This window comes from Paludibaculum fermentans (assembly GCF_015277775.1).
GTDB classification, from domain to species: Bacteria; Acidobacteriota; Terriglobia; order Bryobacterales; family Bryobacteraceae; genus Paludibaculum; species Paludibaculum fermentans.
In genome coordinates this window covers 9,276,095-9,298,344 of sequence record NZ_CP063849.1, presented here as the reverse complement: position 1 = coordinate 9,298,344, position 22,250 = coordinate 9,276,095, and the positions used below count along the sequence as shown (strand labels likewise).

Here is a 22,250-nt window from a genome sequence, read left to right as displayed (position 1 = left end):
TCCCGGACGAAAAGCGCCGGCTTTTGTCATTCAGGCGACACTTTTCCAATGGGCGGCGCGCGCCGCGCCTCACTCGTAGCGCAGCGCCTCCAGCGGATCCACCGTACTGGCCCGGCGCGCCGGCAGGAAGCCCGCCAGCAGGGCCACGCCCGCCAGTAGCCCGATCACCGCCAGGCCCAGCCACGGATCGTTCACCTTCACATTGAACATCTGCGACGAGATGTACTTGCTCAAGGCATAGGCGGAGGGAACCCCCACGGCCAAGCCGGCCACCAGCAGGATGATGACTTCCCGCATCATCAACCGCAGGACATCGAAGGGCTGAGCCCCCAGCGCCATCCTCAACCCGACCTCGCGCGTGCGGCGGGCCGCGACGAACGCCATGACGCCGTACAGCCCGATGGCCGCCAGCAGCGTCGCCAGGCAGCCGAACGCAATGGACAGGGCGGCAATGATCCGCTCCGTCGACAGGGTCTGGTCGAGCTGGTTCTCGAGCGTCGTGACTTCATACAGAGGCAGGCGCGGATCCAGCCGCCGCACGGCCTCACGCAACCCGGCCATCATCGACTTCGTATCCATGCTTCCGCGGACGTAATATGCCACCGAGCCCGGAAACTTCGACTGGAACCTCGGCACGAACACCTGCCGGTGCACGCCCTCCCGCGGCCCTTCGTACAAGGTGTTCTCCACCATGCCCACGATTTCGATGCTGAGCTTGGTGTCCGGACCACCGCCAAAGCCGATGTGCCGTCCAATTGGACTACCCTTGCCGAAGTAATACTCAGAGAACGCGCGGTTCACGACGGCTACTTTGACGTCATCCCCGATATCGCTGTCCCGCAGGTCGCGGCCTTCCAGCACGGGGATGCCCATCGTCTGGAAGTAGCCGGGCGACAAGGCGTTCATGAAGGCCTGAATGTCCTCGCCGTCCTTGTTCTGATGGCCTTCCACCGACATGCTGGAGTCCCATTCCCAGCCGTGGAGGATCGGCACGGAGGCGACGGCGGCGGTCTGCACTCCGGGCAGGCCCCGCACATTCGCCAGCAACTCCTGGTAGAAGGCCTTTTCGCGCTCCACTGTATAGCCGTTCAGTGACGGGTTCACCTGGAACGTCACGAGATTCGACATGCCCTGGATGCCGGTGGAAGTGCCCTTGAGGTTCCCCAGGCTTCTGGAGAACAGGGCGGCGCCGGCCAGCAGGAGGAAGGACAGCGCGACCTGCGCCGTTACGAGGATTTTGCGCAGGCGGACTCCGCCGCCCGTGCCCGACACCGCGCCGCCCGCATCCTTCAACACGTTCCACTGGTCGATGCGCGTCGCAAAGAAAGCCGGAGCCACGCCGAACAGCAAACCAGTCAACACCGCCAGCAGCAGGTTGAACAGGAGGATCCGCAAATCGGGTGACGCCGTCAGCATGAGCGGAGTCCCGTGCTCGGGCAGGAAGCCGATGAGGCCCTTGATGGTCCAGACCGAGAGCACGATCCCGAGCAGCGCGCCCCCGATGGAGAGCAGCAGGCTCTCGACGAGCAGTTGGCGGATCAACTGCTTGCGGGAGGCTCCAATCGCCAGCCGGACCGCCAGTTCCTTCTGCCGTGCCACGGCCCGCGCCACCAGCAGCCCGGCCACATTGGCACACGCGATCAGCAGCACCAGGCCCACCATCGACATGAGCACAATCAGCGCCTTGCCGAAGTCATTGCGGATGTCGGAATAGCCGTTCGAGGCCTGCTCCAACCGGACCTTCCGTTTGAAGAAGCGGTCCATCTGGTACTTCGAGGCCGTCCTCAGGCCGGGCAACGTCGATTCGTATTCCAACTGCCGCGTGAAGATCGCCTGCAGCTTACCGCGCGCGGTGTCCACCGTCTCACCGGGCTTCAAGCGCGCGAACATCTGGATCCACTGGCTGCGGTACTCGCCCATGCTGTCGCGGCCGGGCGTCATAATGGGCGCCATCTGGATGGGGACCCGGATCTGCGGCGACCGCGCCGGATCCAGGCCCAGGAACCCGGGCGCGGAGACCCCGACGATGGTCATCGGGTAGTTATTCACCAGAACTTTCTGGCCCACAATCGAGGCCTTGCCGCCAAAGCGGTTCAGCCAGTAGTCGTAGCTGAGAACTACGGTCGGATGGCCTTTATAGGTCCGGTCGTCCAGTTCGGGGGAGAAGACCCGGCCGACGGCGGGCTTCACGCCCAGCGCATCGAAGTAGTTGCCGGAGACCATTTCCGAGATCACCCGTTCCGTCTGCCCGTCGACGCTCAGGGAAGCACTGTCGAGATAGCGGCAGAAGACATGGGAGAAGAAGGATGCCTGCTTCTGATACGCCTGGTACATCGGATAGGACTGCGCGCGGTCCCCGTTGTTATTGCCCATGTGCGGGCCGTTCGACCAGATCATGACCAACTGGGCCGGGTCCTTGACGGGCAGCAGCCGCAGCAGCAGTTGATCCATCAGGGTGAAGATCGCTGTATTTGCGCCGATGCCCAGGGCCAGTGAAAACACGGCCGCCAGGGTGAACAATGGGCTGCGCGCCAGGGTGCGCAGAGCGTACTTGAAATCCGGTCCGATGCCTCGCATGGACCTATATACGAATGAGGGTCGTCGCGGTGTGTAACATCTTCGTTGAAATCCTGATTTGGGTGATCCCTGCAATCCAGAAGATGTCGCCCGGGCTGAGATCGGACCGTCAAGCCGCCCGGAGAGCCTCCAAGTCCAGCACTGTCCGCCACTTGTCGCCCAAGCGCACCAGGCCGGCGTTCGCCCGCACCGCGGCCGGAGGCAGCACCTCCAGCCTCGAGACCGAGTCGACCGCAAGAGCGAATTCGGCTTCCTGGAGGGCCTCCGTATCGGCTTCCGCCTGGCGGATCAATAGCAGGCAACTGCGGGCGGAGATCGCCCGCTCCGCGAGGCCCAGGGTGCGATTCGGAACATAGATGGGCACAGTCCGGCCGTGCACGCTGGTCAGATAGCGCAGTGCACCGCGGCCATCCACACGCTGCAATTCCACACCACGCGTCTGCAGCATGCCGCAGACCCGGCCGGAAGGAATCGCGTACTCCTGTCCGGCCAACCGAACCACGAGGAATCGCTCGCCGACCGCCATGGCGGCCCTCCTATCCGAGCATCGTCAAGATCGCCGGAACCTGCTGCTGCGCCACGGAGATCTTCGCCGAGAGTTCTTTTCCCGGCTCCAGGCAAAGATGCACCTCCACAACTTCCCCGATGCACTGGAACGGGACCACCGTCCATTGGCTCTTGCCCACATTCCGCGTCGTGAAGTTCCGGCCATAGATGACCGTCGGGATGCTCAACCCCATCGGGCCCAGTTCTTCCTCCAGCACCGTCTTCACATTCCCCAGGACCATGTTGGTCACCTCCCCGATGGCGTCCAACACGTCGTCGTCGATCGCCGAATACTCCTGCATTAGGAGTTGGCCCGAAATCTTCTGTGCCATCAACGCGGAACAGGAGAAGGAACCCGACCCCGCCCAGGCGCCGGCCAGTCCCACAATCGCCAATACGCCTTCACTCGGGCCGGGCGCTGTGACACCCAGGTATTCGGGGTGGTCTTCCAGTTCGATGCCCAGCATCGTGGCGAATACGTCTTTCGTCGCCTGACGGATCATCGTCACCAGTCTCTCGTGTGTCATGGATCTCTCCTTGTTGGGCAACCGGCCTAGATGAGCCCCGCCAGCTTCTCTTTGATCTGCTCCGCCGTGAAAGGCTTCCGGACATAGCCCGAGGCGCCCAACGACACCGCCTCCATCACCTTGGCGCTGCTGCCTTCAGTCGTCACCATAATGATGGGGATCGCCTTCGTTGCCTCCTGGGTCTTCAGCGCGCCCAGCAATTGCAGCCCGTCCATGTTCGGCATGTTGATGTCGGAGAGGATCAACCCGACCATCGCGGACTTCAACTTATCCAGGGCCTCCTGGCCATCACCGGCCTCGATCACCTTTCCTAGAGGCACATCGGCCTGGATTAGTACCCTGTGCAGGATCTTGCGTATGGCCGCCGAGTCGTCGACGATCATCACGTCCAAGGACATAGAACGTAAGCCTCCCTAGCTCTGGAAGGCTCATCGGCGCCTGTGCCGGCTGTGTGAGGAGAATGTGCGAAAAGTTGTGACTCAGGCCAAATGGGCCAACACGGCGGCTGTCACGTCCGCGGTCGTGCTCCGGCCGCCCAGATCGGCGGTCAGCACTTTGCCGTCGGCGAGCACCGCGCGCACGGCGCCTTCAATCGAGGCCGACATCTCCGGTTCGCCCAGGTGGTCCATCATCATCGCCGCCGCCAGAATCGTCGCCAGGGGGTTCGATACGCCTTTGCCCGCGATATCGGGCGCCGAGCCGTGCACCGGCTCAAACAGCGATGGAGCGTTGCGGCGCGGGTCCAGATTCGCGCTGGGCGCCAGCCCGATGCTGCCCGTCACAATCGCCGACAGGTCGCTGAGGATGTCGCCAAACAGGTTCGAAGCCACCACGACATCGAAGCTGGCCGGGCGCCGCACGAAGTTCATGGCCGCCGCGTCCACCAGCAGCGATTCCGTCTCAATGTCGGGATACTCGGCCGACACCTCGCGGAAAATGCGGTCCCACAACACCATGCCGTAACCCTGCGCATTCGACTTCGTGATGGAAGCCACCTTGCGTTTCTGGTTGCGGCGCCGCGCCAGGTCGAACGCATAGCGAATGATGCGCTCACAGCCATGCCGGGTGAAGACGGAGGTCTGGATGGCTACCTCTTCCGGCAGATGGTGATAGACGAACCCACCGACGTTGGTGTACTCGCCTTCAGTGTTCTCGCGCACCACCACCATATCGATCGCTCCGGGTTCGTAGCCTCTCAGCGGACTCTCGACACCCGCGTAGAGATAGGCCGGCCGCTCGTTCACATAGAGATCGAAGCCGCGCCGGATGGGCAGCAGCATGCCATTCAGAGTGATGTGGTCAGGAATGTCGGGATGCCCCACGGCACCGAGAAGAATCGAGTCGTGCGCCCGCAACCGCTCCAAGGCATCGACGGGCATCATCTGGCCCATGCGGAAATAGTGATCCGAGCCCCAGTCGAACTGCTCGAACGACAGGTGTACGCCGGCCGCGGCGCCGCTCTTTTCCAACACCTTGCGGGCCGCCGGAACGACTTCCATTCCAATGCCGTCTCCCGGCAACAGGGCAATCGACAGCTTCTTCATAACGTCCATGCTAGCCTGTGGGACATGGCCCATGTGAACCCGTTTTCACTCACCGGCAAAACCGCCCTGATCGCTGGAGCCAGCCGGGGCATTGGACAGGCAATCGCGGAAGGAGTCGCCCGCGCGGGCGCCCACACGATCCTGGCCGCACGTTCGTTGCCGGCTCTCGCCGACATTGCGCGGTCGCTGCGGGCGGAGGGTCTGCAGGCCGACGCCGTGGAGCTCGACATCGCCTCCCGCGACTCCCGGGAAAAGGCGCTCGAAGCCATCCCTGACGTCGACATCCTGATCAACGTGGCCGGCATCAACCTGCGCAAACGGTTCACCGACTATACGCCCGAAGAGTACGACCGCATCCTGAACACCAACCTGCACGGCATCTTCGAGTTTACCCAGGGCGTCGGCAAACGCATGATTGCGCGCGGCCAGGGCGGCAAAGTCGTCAATATCGGCAGCCTGACCTCGATCCTGGGACTGCCTTACCTGACGGTCTACACCATTACGAAATCGGCCCTCGCGGGCTTCTCGCGGGCCCTCGCCGCCGAGTGGGGCCAGTACGACATCCAGGTGAATTGCATCGCGCCCGGCTTCATCCTGACCGACCTCAACCGCGAGATGTGGCAGAAGCCCGAGATGCAGAACTGGCTCGCTTCGGTGCAGCCGAACCAGCGGATGGGCTCGGCCGAAGACATTGCTCCGCTGGCGGTCTATCTCTCCAGCCCTGGCGCCAATTACGTGACCGGCCAGGTGATCGCGGTCGATGGCGGGTTCTCCACGTGTTCGGTGTGGCCGTTCCAGCCCGCCTCCTGATGTACAGGCGACACTTCCTTGCCACTGCCGCCGGTCTGCCGGTGCTGCTGGGTCAACCGCCGCAGGACCAGGTGGAGTGGCTGTGCCCGATGGACAAGGACGTCCGGTCGGCCAAACCGGGGGTCTGCCCGCGCTGCGGCATGAAGCTCGTGCCAGGCATTCCGGAGCCGGTCGAATACCGCCTGCTGCTCGACATCACACCTTCCGCCTGGAAACCGGGCCAGCCGGTCCGGATGCGCTTCGAGATCCGGGATCCGCACACCAATCAACGCGTCACGAAGCTGCAGGTGATCCACGAGAAGCTCTTTCACTTGTTTATTGTGAGCGGCGATCTAACGTTCTTCGCGCACGAGCACCCCGAGCCGCAACCGGACGGGACGCTGCTGTTCGAGACCGTGCTGCCGAAGGCTGGCTTCTACCGGATCCTGGGCGACTTCTATCCGGAGGGCGGAACCCCGCAATTAGCCGTCCTGAGTATCCTCAGCGCGGGCAGCGGGCAGATCTCGTTCGCCACGCCGCGTCTCGCCGCGCAGACGTCTCCGCAATCGGCAACTAATCTGAAGGTCGCGCTGCGCACCGAGCCCGCCGCTCCGATTGCGGGTCTCAAGACGATGTTGTTCTTCGAGCTCGAGCCGGGCAATGGACTTGAGCCGTATCTCGGAGCCTGGGGGCACATGCTGGTCGCCAGCGCGGATCTGATCGACCTGATCCACACCCACCCGTTCCTGGCCAGCGGCGGACCGAATCTGCAGTTCAACGTCGTGTTTCCACGGCCCGGCATGCACCGGCTGTGGGTGCAATTCCAGCGGCTGGGAGTGGTGAATACCGCCGTCTTCACCGTGCCCGTGCGCGGGCTTTGATAGTCAGGCGATGATCCGGACTTGTTTATGTGGATTGGTGGCGCCCGCCACGATCTCCACTTGCTGCCGGCGCACGCCGAACTCCCCGGCGAGGAAGCGGATCAGTTCCTCGTTGGCCTTGCCCTTCTCGGGCACGGCGGCCAGCTTCACCTTTAAGGATCCGTCGCCGAGCTCGCCCGCCCACTGAGTCTTCGGACTCTTTGGAATCACCCGGATCTGTAGAGCCAGACGGCCGTCTGTTTTCAACGAGTTCCGCAGCGCGTCCAGGTCCACGGGGATTACTGCAGGGCCAGCGTGAACAACTCGCCCGCCTCCATCTGCCACCCACCGTCGGGGAAGCCCGCGATGGGGATGCGCGGTCCCGGTTTGTAGTCCCGGTCCAGGAAGAAGATCCGGCCGATCGCTTCCACAGCGCAACGTCCATTCTTTGCAATGGGTTGGCGTACGAGATCGCGCTGCGAGAGGCACTCCGCGCCAAAGCCCGTCAGGTCGGAAGCCGTGGTGCCGGGCGGCAGTTCCACACGCGTCCGAACCCAACCGCTGCGCTCGATGAAGTCTTTCCCCAAGCCCAAGGCCGAGCCGCGCCACTTCTTCTCGCCCTTGCGCTGGATGAGCACCTGGACACCGGCCAGTGTCGAGCTCACCTTCAGCTCCACCACCAGATAGTTCCTCGCGTCGCTGATATTCTCGCCCTGGAAGGTTCCGAAAGGGCGCAGCTTCCCTTCCCGCTGCAGCTCCTTCGACGCGATCTCATAGGTGAAAGGAGCCGCATCCATGACTTTCTCGCGGGCGCCGTCGCTCAGGTCGGCCAGCACCGGAGTCAATTGATAGCGCAGCCGCGAGGCGTTCTCGGCGGCCGGCTCCACCATATTGTTATCGGTCACCGGCATGAGTACAGGGTGCGAGCCAATCCGGATCCCGTTGTACGGTACGTCCTCGTGTCCCTTGGTCTGGATGAGCGTCTTTTTCGGCTTCCCGGCCGCATCCAGCCAAACCCGATAGATGTACTCGATATCGGTGGTACGGCCCCAGCGGGCCATGAGGTCGCGCGTCGAGGTGCCGCCGTCCTCATTGGTGAAGATCACCGTGTATTCCAGGAAGGAGCCGTCTTCGTCGTGGCCCCGTGTGCAGTACGCCATCAGGGGCACGTCAGTGAACTTGCCCAAGGTGTTGAGGCGCGCCAGCAGGATGGGCGCGTTCGCGATGAAGTCGCTGCCGGACTTCTCGAACCGCGCGCCGAAAACCGCCAGGCCGGCACCGGCGGCCGAGTCCGCGGCCTGCCGTTCCACCTTTAAGGTATGAGGCCCCGCTGCAAGTTGACCGAGAAAGATGTGGTAAGTGCGCTCGGGCCCGGTCACCATCAGGTGCTGGGCCGGCTGCGCGTCCACGCTGATCGCCGCCAAAGAGCCTTCTTTACCCGCCACTGCCCAGTCGGACCCGGGCGACGACATCGTGAGCTCCGCCAGCACTTCCCCGGCCTGGGCCACCTGGAAGGGGAACGCCCGGCTTTGAGCCCTCGACATCCCGGCACAAATCAACAGCAGCAGCAGGACCGGCAGCAGGCGGTTGATGGTCCGCAGCAGGCGATCGGTCGCCACCGGCTTCTTCAACGTGGCGCTGACCGCCCCGGCCAATGGGCTCTTCTCCAGATCCTCCGGCCAGCCGGAAAGGACCACCAGGGGGAGCCGCGCGTCGCGCGCCCGGATATCCTGGATCAACTGCAGCCCGTCGCTGGGCCGGGGTAACCGCAAGTCCATCAAAACACAGTCTGAATCGTGCGCATCGACGTGAGCCAGGGCATCAGCGGAGCAAGCCGCCGCCTGCGCCGTGTGGCCGCTCCGCTCCAGTATCAGGCAACGGATCTCACGCTGATCCGCGTCGTCTTCCACAACAAGGATTCTTGGCATTCGAAAGGATATATGGGGGCTACTCAGCGAACTCAATGCGGGCGATGACTAACTGCGGCAACGCCTGATTCCAGGAACTGGGGATGCTGTCAAACGGAAGCCGGAACGAGCGGGTCTCGCCGGGTTTCAGGCCCTTGCCCGACATCTTGACGATAGCCACGCGTTCCCGCAGGACCAATTGACCGTACGGGTCATAGAAGACACAGTTGATGTCCACCAACCCGAGCGTTCTCGACCCGTTGTTGGTGATCTTGCCGACGATCTCGACAAGCATCGTCTTCATGTAGTTCTCGCTCGCCTTCATCTCGACATCCGAGAGAGCGAGATTCCGGACATAGCTCTTCGCTTCGGCGGTAAGGGCGGTCGGCTGCAACGACTGATTCGAACCCCGCAGGAAGAGAACGTAGAAACCTATGGCGGCGATCAGGACCACGACGGTCAAAATGACCAGCGGGGTCGAGTTGAACGACAGCTTTTGACTGTTACGAGTACTAGTGACCACTGACCGTCATCTCCCCTACCAGCAGCGTGGGGCAGGCGACTGAACCGCGGAACTCCAGATCGTCGCCCACTGCTTCAATCTGCTCGAACATCCGGCGAAGATTACCCGAAATCGTAACCTCGTGGACGGGCCAAGTCAACTCACCATTCTCGATCCAAACTCCGGCCGCACCCCGGGAATAATCGCCGTTGACTATATTGACACCGGAACCGAGAAGTTCGGTCACATACAAGCCATTTTTCACGCCACGAATTATCGCGTCCGGCTTCTGGGTGCCCGGTTGGAGAAACAAATTCCCATGTCCGACCGAAGCGTTGCCCGTAATGCCCCTCGCCGCGTTGCCCGTGGTTCGCAAACCAAGCTTCCTGGCCGTGTAGGTATTGAGCAGATAGCTGGTGAGGACGCCCGCATCCACAATCGTCGTCCGGCGCGAGGCCACGCCTTCGTCGTCGAAGGGACTCGTGCCAAACAGGCCGGGCAGTGTGCCGTCGTCGATGACGGTCACCAGCGGATTCGCTACCAACTCGCCCAGTTTGCCCGCCAGGAAGGAGGACTTGCGGTACACCGCATCGCCGGACACCGCCGAGAAGATGTGCCCCACCAAGGAGCGGGCCACGCGCGGCTCGAAGATCACCGGCACCTTCTGCGTGGGGGCCTTTTTCGCGCCCAACCGGCGGAGCACTCGCTCGGCCGCTTTGCGTCCAATGTAGTCAGCTTTTTCCAGCTTCTCGAAGGTCCGCGCGCTCGACGACCAGTAGTCGCGCTCGCGCCGCCCGTCCACGCTGGCCACGGGTACCACGGACAAAGAGCACGAAGAAGTCCGGTAACTCCCGAGGAAACCCAACGAGTTGGCGAAGGCGCGCCAACCAGTGTGGGAACCGAAGCTGCCACCTTCACTGTTATCGATGCGCGGATCGACGGCCATGGCCGCCTGCTCGCCGGCGCGCGCCTGCTCGATCTTGAAGGCCGTTTCCAACTGCGCGATGGAGTCGGAGTAGAGGCCGAGATCCCCATCCAATTTGCCGAGATCCGCCGGGTCAGGCAAGCCGGCATGCGGATCCGCCATGGAGATGGCCGCCAGCGAAGTGGCTGATTCCACGATGCGTTGCAGCCCTTCGTCAGTCAGATCCGAGGAGTAGGCCGAACCCACCTTCTGCCCGCAGAGCACACGCAAGCCGGCGGCCCGGGAGCCCGCCTCTTTGAGGGTCTCGACCTCGCCCAGACGGACCTGCGCCTCGAATTCGTCACCTTCCGAGACCGTGGCTTCGGCCGCCGTCACTCCGCGTGCCAGAGCCAGGGCGATCAGCCTGGCGGCAATCTCCTCGTGGGCGTTTGACGGGCTCATGCGTTCCCCCCGACGGTCATTTTGTCGATCTTCACCGTGGGAATGCCCACGCCCACCGGCACGCTCTGGCCTTCCTTGCCGCAGATGCCCACGCCCTCGTCGAGTTTGAGATCGTTGCCCACCATGCTCACCCATTTGAGGGCCTCGGGGCCGTTCCCGATTAGCGTTGCTCCGCGCACCGGCCGGGTCAAGCGTCCATTTTCAATAAGATAGCTCTCGGTGGCGGAGAATACGAAGTTGCCGCTGGTGATGTCCACCTGCCCGCCGCCGAAGGTCGCGCAGTAGATCCCCTTGGGGACCGACTTGATGATTTCGTCCGGATCACTCTCGCCTGCCAGCATGTAGGTGTTCGTCATACGCGGCATCGGGATGTGCTGGTAGCTCTCGCGCCGTCCATTGCCCGTCGCGGCCGAGCCCAGCAGTTTGCTGGACAGCCGGTCGTGCAGGTAGCCGCGCAGAACCCCATTCTCAATCAATACGTTACGCCGTGTCGGCGTGCCTTCGTCGTCGACATTGAGCGATCCGCGCCGGCTCGCCATCGCGCCGTCGTCCACCACGGTGCACAGGGGGCTCGCCACCTGCTGCCCGATCCTGTCGCTGAAGGCGGAGACCTTCTTGCGGTTGAAATCGGCTTCGAGTCCATGGCCGACCGCCTCGTGCAGGAGGATGCCCGGCCAACCTGGCCCTAGGACGACTGTCGTCTCACCCGCTGGCGCCTCTGCGGCTTCCAGCGAAACCAGCGCCTGGCGTACAGCTTCCTTGGCAAACTTCTCGGGCAGGTTCTGGCTGGTGAAGTGGTCGAGGCCCACGCGGCCGCCGCCGCCCTGGTAGCCGTTCTCGACGCGTCCGTCCTCGCCCTTGGCCAGGACGGAGACGTTCAGCCGCGCCATCGGCTGGCGGTCCCAAACCAGCGATCCGTCGCTGCTGGCAATGAGGATGTGCTTGATGTTGTCGGCGAAGCTCGCCTGGACCTGGAAGACCTTGGCATCGGCCGAGCGTGCGGCCTCGTCGGCCCGGAGAATGAGCGCAACCCGATCAGCCAGCGAGGTTTCTGCCGCGGGGACAGGCACGGAGTAGAGATCGAGCTTCTCGCCCTCGTCGAGACCCGAGCGCACAATCGATGCCGGACCCGCCGCAATGCAGGCCGCCGTCCGGGCCGCTTTGAGGATCCGTTCCGGCGTGAGGTCGCCCGAATACGCGTAACCCGTTCTTTCTCCTGAGAGTACACGGACACCGACGCCCAGCGTGACGCCCTGCGTGGCCGATTTGATGATCGACTCGTCCAGGCTCAGGGACGTGCTTTCGATGTACTCGAAGTAGAGATCGGCGAAGTCGCCGCCGCGGGAGAGGGCTTCCCCAAGCCACCGCTCCAGGTCGCGCGGGGTCAGATTGAACCGCCGGGCGAAGAACGAGTCAGAAAAACTCATGCTTCAAGGGTAACAAGGCAACCGAGCGGTCCAGCCCCAACATGATAGCTTGTTACTTCTTTGATAGACGGGCGATGCGCTCTTCGAGAGCCTGCTTCACTCGCGTGCGAAGATCGTCCCCGATTGCGGTGTCGCCGTCCACCAGCGCCAGGGCGCCCTTGGCGCTGTTCAAGGCGAGTTCCGGCTGCCCGGCCGCTTCGTAGATCTCCGACAGTGAATCCTGCGCATTGGCCGACTTCGGAAACGCCGCGGCCATCCACTGCGCTACGGCTACGGCCTGCGTCTTATCGCCCTGCTGTAGGAACGCGTACCCCATCGCGTTCAGCGAGGCCTCGCGCAGCGACTGCGCATTCGGATTCTCGGCCTTTGTTTTGTCCAGAATCGCGGCCGCATTCGCGCCCTGCGCGTTCATCGTATGGAACAGCCGGACGGGCGACGGCGCGGGGGCTTGGTACGAAGCCCGGACCGTGCCCATCTTTTCGGCTACCGAAAGCGCCGTCGGGTAGAATTGCGAGAACGAGTTTTCCACAGCGCCATTCGGCTCGTGGCAGCCATAGCAGCTTGCCTTCCGGTCCAGCACCTTGGTGGACGTCAGGAACGGCCGGAGGCCGCCAGCAAAATTGAAGTACCCCCAGCCCTTGTCGAACCGCGCCGTGTCTTTCACCGCCGCCTCAATCGCGACGACGTCGCTCTGATAGAAGCCGCCCTTATTGATGGAGCCCTGCGAGACCGAGTAGCGGATCTCGAGGACGAAGATGGTCGAATCCGGCCATTTGCCCGTCTGCTTGAACGCCGCATAGGAAGGGGTATTCACGAAGACGTTGTCGAACATGGGGCTATCCAGCGCCTGGGCTGCCGCCGGACCGTAGGTCATGCCAAGCCCGGAGGAGAGGTAGGTCCACTCGCGGTAGTCGGCGGGAAACAGCAGTTCCCCTTTGTCGTTGAATTGTGGACGATCCGCGGCCAGGGCGAGGAGGGAACAGGAGGCGAGAAGCAGCAGGGTGCGCATAGTGTCGGGGTATGTACAGAATCGAGGATGCGCGCCGGGAATGCAACCTTGCGCGCGCCCGGCGAGCAACTTGTGACAAGCTACAGGGAAGGCGGGAGGAGGGATTCGTGAAGCGACTTCTGTTGATGGTTGTGCTGCTGGCGTCGCACGCCAGTGCCGCCACGATCCATATTGTCGAAGCGAACTGGACGCTGGGCGGGCCACTCACGATAGACGGTAGCGGCGCGGATGGAAACTCGGACAATGTCCTTTCCCTGGCGGAGCTGACTTCGTTGACTGCGGTGTATGACATCTCCGGCGGCGGAACCCTCAACTGGGGTCAAGCTGACTTCCTGCTGGGCGCCTTCGGCATCGGCCCATTCTCGGGCACCTACCTCTTTCTGGCCCAGAACCCAGGCGGAGCGGCGGTATTTGGCGTGGCAGGCAGTGGCTCCAGTTCGGCGCAGGTGTCGGATGCGCGCATCGGACTGCAGGACACCGCGAGCGGCGTCTCCACCGTACCGGAGCCGGCCACCATACTGCTGATGGGCGCGGGCCTGTTGCTTGCCGCAGCCGCTAAGACTCGAACAACGTGGTCTGCACCGCGGCAGCAGTCTTTGAAATAGCCCGTACGAGACGACGGTAAGGCAGATCCTCCAGCTTGGAGAACTCGATCCAATCGGCATCGCGCCACGAGCTGTAGTACCAACGCGACAGCAGGGATAGATGCTCGGCCCGCTCGCGAATGGTCACGCGCGGCGCTTCCAGGCCGGCGACCAGTTCTCGCAGCCGCCGGTCCAACGGAATCGCATCCCGCCCCGTGGCGGCGACCTTGAACTCGACCGGCGTCTGCCATACCCCCTTTAGCAGGAAGAGCAGTTCCACGCAGCCCGGCTCCACGCTGGGCGCCACGGCAGCGCCGCACACGCGATCGACATCGTCGACTAAATCGTCGCGCAGTTTCAGCACCTGTTCGATGCGGTGATAGCGCTGATGCTGACGCTGCGCCTGTTCAAAGTCCAGTTCCTCGCTGAAGCGGTCGCGCGCCCGGGCGACAGGCTCCAGCAGGCTCTGGCCGCTGGTCTGCAGGAAGTGCACAAGACGATCCACTTCCGAGCGGTACTCTTCCGGCCCCACGACATCCTGGCACGGGCGCAGGCAGCGCATCATTTCGCCATAGATGCAGCCGGGATGATCGGTCGACACCTTGAGATCGTCCTGGCAGCGCCGCACCTGGAACAGGTCGAGCAACTCCTGCTCAAACCGTTCGGCCGTCACCCGGCTGCGGAACGGACCATACTGGAAGGCCTGTGAAACACTCAGGCGCGTGGTGATGGTGGTGCGCGGATAGGCGTTCCCCAGAAGGACCTTGACGAACGGAGCCAGCCGCAGCTTGATCATCTGCGGATAGTTGTCCGGAAAGTGCTGGCGGGCCAGTTCGTAATAGGTCAGGCTGGAACCAAGCCGCGAAGCGGTCAGGTGGTACTCGACACGGGTTGCCACTTCGCTGAGGTTCAAGAGGCGCGACAGACCGGCCTTGGGCAGCAGCAAACGCTTGAGCCGGCGCCGCAATAGTGCCGTGCGGGCAAGGTAAGGATTTCCTTCCCGCGGATGGATGAGGAAGACAGCCGGCCGGTCGGGCACGGCGTCCAGGTCAAAGGGCGGGTCGAGGATCGTAGCGCCCAATCAGGACACCTCAGCGGGCAGAGTGGAGGGGGAAAGGAGCCGGCGGAGCGGAGAGTGGCGCGTGTCGGTCACTTTCCCGATTGTAGCTGTGGAATGGACCGGGTGTTGACAAGTCGACAAACGCGTCTAGAATATAGTGATATTTCTCGCTATGGGGATGTTCTGTAACCACGATCGTACTGAATTGATTGCCCGCCAGGATGGGGTCGATTATGTTCGTTGCAGTGATTGCGGCAGGGTCTTCGAAGCCGAGGACCTGGAGCTTCTCCGCAGTCAGGATGAGAACGAAGAGGCCAATCAGTCGGCTTAGTTGTATAGGTGTATGAACTTGCGCGGGCCTGCCCGGATTTGTTAGGTAGAGAGGATGAGCGCTCCGGCCCAGTCGGCTGGACAAGAGCCCCACGTCCCAGGCGTCATGAAGAAGTCAGCGAAACCAAATGAAGCAAACACGACCAGCGGAGAAGGCGCAGAGAGCGACGGGATGACGGCCAAATCCCAGACCGAACTCTTCGCCCAGGCGATGAAGAGCTTCACATCGGGCGACTACCGCGCAGCCGCCGATGTTTTCGAGCAAGCGTCCCAGGGCCCCTCCATTGCGGTGAATGAATCGGCGCAGATGTACAAGCGGATGTGCCAGCAGCGCATCGAACGGGAAGCGCCGCAATTGAGGACAGCCGAAGATCATTACAACTTCGCCGTAGGCCTGATGAACGCCGGCAAGTATGTCGACGCCCGCAAACACCTGGAAACGGCGGTGGACGCGGGTTCGGAGTCGCTCCATCTCTACGCCCTGGTGATTGTCGAGGGCATGACCGGGGCGATCGACTCGGCGGCGCGGCATTTGCGCAAGGCCATCCAGGCAGACCGCGGGCTGCGCAGCATCGCGCGGACCGATGCGGACTTCCAGCCGCTTTTGCAGCATCCGCAGATTCGAGAGGTATTGGCCGCAGATCCGCAGCCGGCCGAGTAGTGCCGTGCCCTCCAAACGCTCAACGAGTTCCGCGCGCAAACAGCCTGCCGAAGACTATCCCAGCCGCCGCAGCGATCCGTTGCGCATCGTGGCCATCGGCGGGGGCACGGGCCTCTCGACACTGCTGAAGGGCCTGAAGCGCTACACGCCGCACGTGGGGCAACAGTTGAGCCCGCCGGTGGAGATCACGGCAGTCGTCACGGTGACGGACGATGGCGGCAGTTCCGGCCGTTTGCGGCGCGAGTTCGACATCCTGCCGCCAGGCGACATCCGCAACTGCATGGTGGCGTTGTCGGAAGACGAAGCGCTGCTCACCAAACTGTTCAGCTACCGCTTCGACAGCGGCCGCGGTTTAAAAGGGCACAGCTTCGGCAATCTGTTCCTGGCCGTCCTCACGCAGATTACGGGTGACTTCTCGAAGGCGGTCCGCCTGAGTTCAGAGGTCCTGGCGATTGCCGGGCAGATCTACCCTTCCACGGCCGGCAACGTGACCATCCGGGCGCATCTGGAAAACGGAAAGGTGCTGGACGGAGAAACGCGCATCAGCCGCAGTGAATCACCCATCCAGACGATTGAACTGAGGCCGGCCGATGCGAAGCCAATGTCGGAGACACTGCAGGCGATCCGCCGCGCGGATTTGATCACGATGGGCCCCGGCAGCCTGTTTACAAGCGTGGTGCCGAACCTGCTGGTGGAGCGGATTCCCGCCGCCATCCGGAATTCGCCGGCCTTGAAGGCCTGTTTCGTCAATTTGATGTGGCAGCCGGGTGAAACGACGGGCATGAGTGCGGCGGACCACGTAGCAGCGATCCATCGCCACGCCGGGCGCCGCCTGGTGGATTGCGCGGTGGTCAACACAGATCCCATCAGCGACACCCTGCTGGTTCGCTACGCCCGCCAGCGCGCCATGCAGGTGGCCAACGATTTCGACCGGCTGAAGGCGCTGGGGGTCGACGTGGTCGGGCTCCCCCTGCTGAAGGCAGGCGAGAAAGCGCGTCACGATCCGGATCGCATTGCGCACGCAGCGGTGGAACTCGCCAAGAAGGGCCGCCGCCGGATCCTGGAGAGAGAGAAGCCGCGCTGAACCGGCAGCCGCCGGGCATTTACAATTAGTAGAACCGACTATGTCTGTCTCCGTCGTCATCCTCGCCGCGGGCCTTGGCACGCGTATGAAATCGAATCTGGCCAAGGTGCTGCACCGCGCCGGGGGGGCCTGCCTGCTGGAGCATGTCATCCGCTCTGCGCGGACCATCGCCGAGGCGGACCGCATCACCGCCGTCATCGGCCACCAGGCCGACGCCGTGCGGCAGGAAGTGGCCCACTTCGGGGTGCAGTTCCAGGTACAGACTGAGCAGAAAGGCACCGGCCACGCGCTGCGTGTCTGCGCCGGACTGCCGGGCCTGGACCAGGGCCGGCTCGTGGTGCTGTATGGCGATTGTCCGCTGCTCTCGCCGGCCACGCTGCAGCGCCTGATTGCGGCGCATGACGCCGGCGGCCAGTCGGCCACGGTGATCACGACGAATCTTGAGAACCCGACGGGTTACGGCCGGATCCTGCGCGACGCGGACGGCAACGTGCGCGCCATCGTCGAGGAGAAGGCCGCCACAGCGGACGAGAAGCGGGTGACTGAGATCAACTCAGGCATCTACTGCTTTGAAGCGGCTGATCTGTGGCCGCACCTCGCGCGCGTGGAGCCGAATCCCGCCTCGGGCGAAATCTACCTGACGGACCTGGTGGAACTGCTGCGCGCCTCCGGCAAGGCGACGGTCCCGCTGGTGATCGAGGATCCCAGCGAAATTCTGGGCATCAACACGCGGGTCGAACTGGCGGAGGTCGACCGCCTGTTCCGCAACCGCAAGGTGCGTGAACTGATGCTCTCCGGCGTGACGATTGAGCGTCCGGAAACCGTCACGATCGACCATTCCGTGGAGATCGGCCAGGACACCATCATCGGCTCGTTCGCGCAGTTGCTGGGCAGTACAAAGATCGCCTCGCAGTGCCAGATCGGCGCCATGTCGATTCTGGAAAACGCGCAGATCGGCGAAGGCGCGGCGGTTTTCCCCTACTCGTCCATTCAGGATTCGACCCTGGGCATGGGCGTGCAGGTGGGGCCTTACGCCCGGATGCGCATGGGCGCCGTGGTCGAGGACGGTGCGCATGTCGGCAACTTCGTGGAACTGAAGAAGACGCGGCTGGGGGCGGGTTCGAAAGCGATGCACCTGGCCTATCTCGGCGACTCCACCATCGGCAGCAAGGTGAATATTGGCGCCGGCACCATCACCTGCAACTACGACGGGCAGAAGAAGAGCCCGACGCTGATCGGCGATGGCGCGTTCGTGGGCAGCAATTCTACCCTCGTGGCGCCGGTTGAGATCGGAGCGGGCAGCTATGTTGCGGCCGGCAGCGTAATTACCAAGCAAGTGCCGCAGGATGCGCTCGGCATCGGCCGCGGCCGCCAGGAAAACAAAGAAGGTTGGGCGAAGGCGCGCCGCGAGAAGAAGAGCTAAAGCACCAGCGCGGGGTGGTAGAGGTTCGGCATCACGATCTCGCCGATCGCGACCAGCTCGCCTTCGCGGTTCAGAGCCTTCACATAGCGGCAGTCGCCGCGGTCGCGGAAGGGCGAGACGCGGAAATCGCGGCCCTGGCGGATCTGCGTCTCGGTCAACTGATCGATGGGCTCGGACGGAAACTCGGGCAGCAGTTCGCCCGAAGGGATCAGTGCCTCGCCCAGGCGATTTTCGGAGGCCAGCGCGGACAGTTGCTCCAGGGTGCGCGCCTGGCTGGCGTCGAACAGGCCCGATTGCGTGCGCCGCAGGCTCTGCAGGTGGGCTCCACAGCCCAGCAGGACGCCGGCATCGTGCGCGATGGAGCGGATGTAAGTGCCGGCCGTGCAGTGCACCCGCACTTTCACGGTGGCGCCCTCAATGGCCAGAACATCCAGCGCCAGCACCGTCACTTCGACGGGTTTCATCTCCACGGCAATCTTCTTGCGTGCCAGTTCGTGCGCCGGGCGGCCGTTGATCTTCTTCGCCGAAACAACCGGCGGTGTCTGTTGGAACGTGCCGCGAAACGGGGCCAGCGACCGCTCCACCGATTCTGGCGTCAGGACAGGCTCAACCTGGGGCGACGTGGGTTCGCCGTCGGCATCGTAGCTGTCGGTGGAGAAACCGAAGCGGATCGTCCCTTCGTAGGTCTTCTCGTTCAACGTGAAATACTGTGCCAGCCGCGTGGCCCTGTTGAGCAACAGGGGCAACACGCCCGTGGCGAGGGGATCCAGCGTCCCCAGGTGGCCCACCTTGGTCGTGCCGGCGATGCGCCGCACTTTGTTCACGACATCGTGCGAAGTCCAGCCGCACGGCTTATCTACAACAATCACACCATTCATCTGCAACTCAATTCTAGAGGATGGCGCGCCTGACAACGCGCCGGAAGGCAAGATACTCGCGCAGGCTGCGGACGCCCATCCGGATCATGCGCCAGCCTTTCACTGAGGTCTGGCCCGCGGTTCTGGCGGAATGGGAGACGGTCCGTGAGGTGAACACCCCTTGGCGGGAAGCCAGGACGGACATCAGCACGTTGGGGGCGAAAGTCCCGGAGGGAATCAGCTCAAGATAGCGCTTGAGCAGATCGGCCCGAATCAGGCGGAAGGGCACATTCGGATCCCTGACCGGGACATCAAACAGCAAATCGACAATTCGTTCGTGCCAGCGGCTGAGCAGGACCCTCACAGCGGGGTCGTGCCGGTTGTTCCGTTCCCCGGTCTGGAAGGGGCACTCCTCGCGATGGCGCCAGAAGGTCTCGAAATCGGCGGGCGAGGTCTGGCCGTCGCTGTCGGTCTGGAAGATCCAGTCCGAGCCCATGTCCAGGGCGCGGCGGTACCCCAATTGGATGGCAGCACCGTGGCCGGCATTCTGTTGGTGAATGACGACCAGTTCCGGGTGGATTTGCAGCAGTGTGTCGAGAATATGCCGCGTGCGGTCGCTGGACCCGTCGTCGACGACAATTACGCGTCCATTGCCCGCCTTTGCGGCTACGGCGCACCATTGCCCCACCACCTGGGTAATGGAAAGCTCCTCGTTATAGGCGGGCAGGACAATCGTCAAATCGAGGCTCACCAGGCGCAACTCCGGTTCATCCATCGGCGCCCGAAATACAAGCCGCCCGAACATTCGACAGGGAATCTGATTTTCGGCGAGATCAACTTTTTATTGTATCGGCCTGCCGCCCGCCGCCGCCACGCTAAACTGGAAGGAGTGGAAGAGGAAGTCTCCAGCCGATCGTACGACTTAGGACTGCTGCGGCGCCTGCTGCGGCTGATGATCCCATACTGGCGCAGTGTCAGTATTGCACTGGTATTTCTCCTCATCAGCTCAGTTCTACAGGTTTTGAGCCCGCTGCTGACCAAAATCGCGGTGGATCACTACCTCGCCCCCAACGGGCAACTCAGCCTGCCCTGGCTGGAGAAGTGGCTTTCCGCTGACGCGCGCACCGGCCTGCTGCAGCTTTCGCTGATTTTCCTTGGGGTGATTGTCGTCAACCTGATTCTCGACTTCGGCCAGCAGCTGATCATGCAGTGGACCGGCCAGCGCGCCATGTTCGATGTCCGCAAAAAGCTGATGTCGCGGCTGCAGGTGCTGGACGTTGCCTACTACGACCGGAATCCGGTGGGCCGCATGGTGACGCGCGTCACCACCGACGTAGACGCCCTGAACGAGTTGTTCGCCTCAGGCATTGTTACCCTGCTGGGCGACATCCTGGTGCTGCTGTTCATCGTGGCCGCCATGTTCAACCTGAGCGTCGGACTCACGCTCACCATGCTGGTGGTGATGCCCTTCGTCTTCGGGGTGACCATCGTTTTCCGGCGCGCTGTCCAGTCCAGCAACCGGCAGATTCGCCTGGCCGTGGCGCGCATCAACTCCTTCCTGCAGGAGCACGTCAACGGCATGAGCGTGCTGCAGCTCTTCAACCGCGAAGCGCGCGCCACCGCCGATTTCGACGTGGTGAACCGCGACCACATGCTGGCCTACCGAGGAGCCATCAACGCCTACGGCTGGTTCTATCCGGCGGTCGAGTTCCTCTCCATGGTGGCGCTGGCCTCCCTGCTGGCCTATGGCGGCTTCCACGTGGATGCCGGCGTCATGTCGCTGGGCGTGCTGGTCGCCTTCTTCCAGTACGGCATGCGGGTCTTCCGGCCCATCCAGGACCTGAGTGAGAAGTACAACATCCTGCAAGCGTCGCTGGCCGCGGGCGAGCGCATTTTCAGCCTGCTGGACGAAGAGCCCAAGGTGGAGGCACCGGGCAAACCGGTTACCGTCCCCGAGAACGCACCTATCGAGTTCGACCATGTCTGGTTCGCCTACAAAGGCGAGGACTGGGTTCTGGAGGATGTCAGCTTCCGCATCGAGCCCGGCGAGATCCTGGCGGTGGTGGGCCACACCGGCGCCGGCAAGACCACGCTCTCGAACCTGCTGCTGCGCTTCTACGATGTGCAGCGCGGCTCCATCAAGCTGGGCGGCATCGATTTGCGTGCTTTCGATCCGCGCGAACTGCGGCGGCACTTCGGAGTTGTCCTGCAGGATCCGCACCTGTTCACCGGCACGATTGGGGGGAACATCCGCCTGGGCTCCACTCACGTCACGGACGAAGCGCTGGCGCTCGCCGCCGACCAGGTGAACCTGTTGCCCTTCATCGAGGAACTGCCCGAGAAGTTCGACCACCCGGTGCGGGAGCGCGGCAGCGGCCTCTCCACGGGCCAGAAGCAGTTGATCGGCTTCGCCCGGGCGCTGGCGCACAACCCGCGTTACCTGATTCTGGACGAGGCCACGTCGAGCGTCGATACCGAGACCGAGTTGAAGGTGCGGGCCGCGCTGGAGCGCATGGTGGCGGGCCGTACGTCGATCATCATCGCCCACCGGTTGTCGACCATCCAGCGCGCTGACCGCATCCTGGTCATGCACAAGGGGCACCTGCGGGAAACCGGCAGCCATCAGGAACTGCTGGCCACGCGCGGCATCTACTGGAAGTTGTATCAGTTGCAGTACAAGGACCAGGAAGTCCGGCGTTAACGCAGCAGGGCCATGGCCATGGGCGTGAACGAGGCTGCTCCGTAGGGGACGGCCGGCCCGAGCGGACGGAAGCCCATGCGCTGGTACATCCGCAGGCGTTCGGTAATCCCGGAGATCAACAGCGTCGCATAGCCCTCAGAGATCGCCGTAGCCACCATCAGCTCAAGCATGCCCAGAAAGAGCATCCGCTTGCGGTAGGCGGGCTCGATCGCCAGCAGGCGGGCCTCCAGCAGCGGTCCGGGGAGAGTGTCGAGAATCGAGGGATCGGCCAGGCGCTTCTCCATCGAGAAGGGGCGCCGCGGGCAGGTGCAGACCATGCCCGCCACGCGGTTATCCACCAGGGCGACGAAGAAGCGGCTGATGGCTTCGCGGCTGTCGATGAGGCGGCCGTCCGCGGCCGGCGGGTGCTGCCGGACCTCTTCCGCAAAGACGCGGTGGTTCAGACAGCGGATCTGATCGTACTCCTCCGCTGTCTCCGCGACTCTGAACACATACG

At 63.3% G+C, this 22,250-nt stretch carries 22 protein-coding genes; 7 read left to right on the top strand and 15 right to left on the bottom strand.

Annotation, left to right across the window (positions count from 1 at the left end; all coding sequences use genetic code 11):
- Positions 1-69: 69 nt before the first annotated feature.
- The 5 genes from IRI77_RS36905 to IRI77_RS36885 form a co-directional block, all read right to left on the bottom strand.
- Positions 70-2,577 carry an ABC transporter permease gene (locus IRI77_RS36905; protein ID WP_194449918.1) on the bottom strand — a complete coding sequence of 836 codons (2,508 nt, stop codon included), beginning with the start codon at positions 2,575-2,577 and terminating at the stop codon, positions 70-72.
- Positions 2,578-2,686: 109 nt separating this feature from the next.
- Positions 2,687-3,103, bottom strand: coding sequence for a chemotaxis protein CheW (locus IRI77_RS36900; RefSeq protein WP_194449917.1), 417 nt, complete (start codon positions 3,101-3,103; stop codon positions 2,687-2,689).
- Positions 3,104-3,113: 10 nt separating this feature from the next.
- Positions 3,114-3,650: a chemotaxis protein CheX gene (locus tag IRI77_RS36895; RefSeq protein ID WP_194449916.1), complete on the bottom strand. Its 537-nt coding sequence runs from the start codon at positions 3,648-3,650 to the stop codon at positions 3,114-3,116.
- Positions 3,651-3,676: 26 nt separating this feature from the next.
- Positions 3,677-4,048 carry a response regulator gene (locus IRI77_RS36890; RefSeq protein ID WP_194449915.1) on the bottom strand — a complete coding sequence of 124 codons (372 nt, stop codon included), beginning with the start codon at positions 4,046-4,048 and terminating at the stop codon, positions 3,677-3,679.
- A gap of 81 nt (positions 4,049-4,129) precedes the next feature.
- Entirely contained in the window at positions 4,130-5,194 is a 1,065-nt protein-coding gene (locus tag IRI77_RS36885; protein ID WP_194449914.1) for a tartrate dehydrogenase, read from the bottom strand.
- A 33-nt stretch (positions 5,195-5,227) separates the two neighbouring features.
- Between IRI77_RS36885 and IRI77_RS36880 the strand changes: the two genes are divergently transcribed.
- Both IRI77_RS36880 and IRI77_RS36875 read left to right on the top strand, forming a co-directional pair.
- Positions 5,228-6,004: an SDR family NAD(P)-dependent oxidoreductase gene (locus IRI77_RS36880; RefSeq protein WP_194449913.1), complete on the top strand. Its 777-nt coding sequence runs from the start codon at positions 5,228-5,230 to the stop codon at positions 6,002-6,004.
- Positions 6,004-6,864, top strand: coding sequence for a heavy metal-binding domain-containing protein (locus IRI77_RS36875; protein WP_228486514.1), 861 nt, complete (start codon positions 6,004-6,006; stop codon positions 6,862-6,864). Before IRI77_RS36880 ends, IRI77_RS36875 begins: the two co-directional genes overlap by 1 nt.
- 3 nt (positions 6,865-6,867) lie before the next feature.
- On the opposite strand, the gene IRI77_RS36870 is transcribed toward IRI77_RS36875, so the two are convergent.
- Genes IRI77_RS36870 through IRI77_RS36845 form a run of 6 tightly spaced genes read right to left on the bottom strand, consistent with a single transcriptional unit; the run spans position 6,868 to position 13,054 of the window.
- Entirely contained in the window at positions 6,868-7,137 is a 270-nt protein-coding gene (locus IRI77_RS36870) for a DUF167 domain-containing protein (protein WP_194449912.1), read from the bottom strand.
- A gap of 5 nt (positions 7,138-7,142) precedes the next feature.
- On the bottom strand, positions 7,143-8,771 hold the full coding sequence (locus tag IRI77_RS36865) for a response regulator (protein ID WP_194449911.1): 1,629 nt from the start codon (positions 8,769-8,771) through the stop codon (positions 7,143-7,145).
- Positions 8,772-8,790: 19 nt separating this feature from the next.
- Entirely contained in the window at positions 8,791-9,273 is a 483-nt protein-coding gene (locus tag IRI77_RS36860) for an FxLYD domain-containing protein (protein WP_194449910.1), read from the bottom strand.
- The gene (locus tag IRI77_RS36855) at positions 9,263-10,618 is read right to left on the bottom strand and encodes a TldD/PmbA family protein (protein WP_194449909.1); all 1,356 of its coding nucleotides are present in this window, start codon (positions 10,616-10,618) and stop codon (positions 9,263-9,265) included. Before IRI77_RS36855 ends, IRI77_RS36860 begins: the two co-directional genes overlap by 11 nt.
- Positions 10,615-12,045: a metalloprotease TldD gene (tldD, locus tag IRI77_RS36850; RefSeq protein ID WP_194449908.1), complete on the bottom strand. Its 1,431-nt coding sequence runs from the start codon at positions 12,043-12,045 to the stop codon at positions 10,615-10,617. The genes IRI77_RS36855 and tldD overlap by 4 nt, the downstream gene beginning before the upstream one ends.
- A 52-nt stretch (positions 12,046-12,097) precedes the next feature.
- Positions 12,098-13,054, bottom strand: a complete 957-nt coding sequence (locus tag IRI77_RS36845) for a cytochrome P460 family protein (protein ID WP_194449907.1) — start codon at positions 13,052-13,054, stop codon at positions 12,098-12,100.
- 107 nt (positions 13,055-13,161) lie between these two features.
- Between IRI77_RS36845 and IRI77_RS36840 the strand changes: the two genes are divergently transcribed.
- Positions 13,162-13,659: a PEP-CTERM sorting domain-containing protein gene (locus IRI77_RS36840; RefSeq protein WP_194449906.1), complete on the top strand. Its 498-nt coding sequence runs from the start codon at positions 13,162-13,164 to the stop codon at positions 13,657-13,659.
- Here IRI77_RS36840 and IRI77_RS36835 read toward each other — a convergent pair.
- Positions 13,610-14,719 (bottom strand): excinuclease ABC subunit UvrC, encoded by a 1,110-nt coding sequence (locus IRI77_RS36835; protein ID WP_194449905.1) that lies wholly within the window; start codon positions 14,717-14,719, stop codon positions 13,610-13,612. The genes IRI77_RS36840 and IRI77_RS36835 overlap by 50 nt on opposite strands.
- 415 nt (positions 14,720-15,134) lie before the next feature.
- On the opposite strand from IRI77_RS36835, the gene IRI77_RS36830 reads away from it, so the two are divergent.
- Genes IRI77_RS36830 through glmU form a run of 3 tightly spaced genes read left to right on the top strand, consistent with a single transcriptional unit; the run spans position 15,135 to position 18,196 of the window.
- Entirely contained in the window at positions 15,135-15,689 is a 555-nt protein-coding gene (locus IRI77_RS36830) for a hypothetical protein (protein ID WP_194449904.1), read from the top strand.
- A 4-nt stretch (positions 15,690-15,693) separates the two neighbouring features.
- Entirely contained in the window at positions 15,694-16,773 is a 1,080-nt protein-coding gene (locus tag IRI77_RS36825) for a gluconeogenesis factor YvcK family protein (RefSeq protein ID WP_228486513.1), read from the top strand.
- A gap of 40 nt (positions 16,774-16,813) precedes the next feature.
- A complete protein-coding gene (glmU, locus tag IRI77_RS36820; protein WP_194449902.1) occupies positions 16,814-18,196 on the top strand; it encodes a bifunctional UDP-N-acetylglucosamine diphosphorylase/glucosamine-1-phosphate N-acetyltransferase GlmU in 1,383 nt (460 codons plus the stop codon).
- Here the strand turns inward: glmU and truB are convergent.
- Together truB and IRI77_RS36810 are read right to left on the bottom strand one after the other, a co-directional pair.
- Positions 18,193-19,074 (bottom strand): tRNA pseudouridine(55) synthase TruB, encoded by an 882-nt coding sequence (gene truB / locus IRI77_RS36815; protein ID WP_194449901.1) that lies wholly within the window; start codon positions 19,072-19,074, stop codon positions 18,193-18,195. The two genes, glmU and truB, sit on opposite strands and share 4 nt — an antisense overlap.
- A gap of 13 nt (positions 19,075-19,087) precedes the next feature.
- Positions 19,088-19,828 (bottom strand): glycosyltransferase family 2 protein, encoded by a 741-nt coding sequence (locus tag IRI77_RS36810; RefSeq protein WP_194449900.1) that lies wholly within the window; start codon positions 19,826-19,828, stop codon positions 19,088-19,090.
- A gap of 69 nt (positions 19,829-19,897) precedes the next feature.
- On the opposite strand from IRI77_RS36810, the gene IRI77_RS36805 reads away from it, so the two are divergent.
- Complete coding sequence (locus tag IRI77_RS36805) at positions 19,898-21,754, top strand: ABC transporter ATP-binding protein (RefSeq protein ID WP_228486512.1); 1,857 nt, start codon at positions 19,898-19,900, stop codon at positions 21,752-21,754.
- Here the strand turns inward: IRI77_RS36805 and IRI77_RS36800 are convergent.
- Positions 21,751-22,245, bottom strand: a complete 495-nt coding sequence (locus tag IRI77_RS36800; RefSeq protein ID WP_194449899.1) for a GNAT family N-acetyltransferase — start codon at positions 22,243-22,245, stop codon at positions 21,751-21,753. The genes IRI77_RS36805 and IRI77_RS36800 overlap by 4 nt on opposite strands.
- Positions 22,246-22,250: the final 5 nt, after the last annotated feature.

Excerpts from the sequence above, each read along its gene's own strand:
- IRI77_RS36890 (WP_194449915.1), bottom strand. The coding sequence starts at position 4,048 with ATGTCCTTGGACGTGATGATCGTCGACGACTCGGCGGCCATACGCAAG.
- tldD (WP_194449908.1), bottom strand. The coding sequence starts at position 12,045 with ATGAGTTTTTCTGACTCGTTCTTCGCCCGGCGGTTCAATCTGACCCCG.
- IRI77_RS36875 (WP_228486514.1), top strand. The coding sequence starts at position 6,004 with ATGTACAGGCGACACTTCCTTGCCACTGCCGCCGGTCTGCCGGTGCTG.
- IRI77_RS36865 (WP_194449911.1), bottom strand. The coding sequence starts at position 8,771 with ATGCCAAGAATCCTTGTTGTGGAAGACGACGCGGATCAGCGTGAGATC.
- IRI77_RS36855 (WP_194449909.1), bottom strand. The coding sequence starts at position 10,618 with ATGAGCCCGTCAAACGCCCACGAGGAGATTGCCGCCAGGCTGATCGCC.
- IRI77_RS36895 (WP_194449916.1), bottom strand. The coding sequence starts at position 3,650 with ATGACACACGAGAGACTGGTGACGATGATCCGTCAGGCGACGAAAGAC.
- IRI77_RS36810 (WP_194449900.1), bottom strand. The coding sequence starts at position 19,828 with ATGGATGAACCGGAGTTGCGCCTGGTGAGCCTCGATTTGACGATTGTC.
- IRI77_RS36905 (WP_194449918.1), bottom strand. The coding sequence starts at position 2,577 with ATGCGAGGCATCGGACCGGATTTCAAGTACGCTCTGCGCACCCTGGCG.
- IRI77_RS36845 (WP_194449907.1), bottom strand. The coding sequence starts at position 13,054 with ATGCGCACCCTGCTGCTTCTCGCCTCCTGTTCCCTCCTCGCCCTGGCC.
- IRI77_RS36830 (WP_194449904.1), top strand. The coding sequence starts at position 15,135 with ATGAAGAAGTCAGCGAAACCAAATGAAGCAAACACGACCAGCGGAGAA.
- truB (WP_194449901.1), bottom strand. The coding sequence starts at position 19,074 with ATGAATGGTGTGATTGTTGTAGATAAGCCGTGCGGCTGGACTTCGCAC.
- IRI77_RS36885 (WP_194449914.1), bottom strand. The coding sequence starts at position 5,194 with ATGAAGAAGCTGTCGATTGCCCTGTTGCCGGGAGACGGCATTGGAATG.
- IRI77_RS36900 (WP_194449917.1), bottom strand. The coding sequence starts at position 3,103 with ATGGCGGTCGGCGAGCGATTCCTCGTGGTTCGGTTGGCCGGACAGGAG.
- glmU (WP_194449902.1), top strand. The coding sequence starts at position 16,814 with ATGTCTGTCTCCGTCGTCATCCTCGCCGCGGGCCTTGGCACGCGTATG.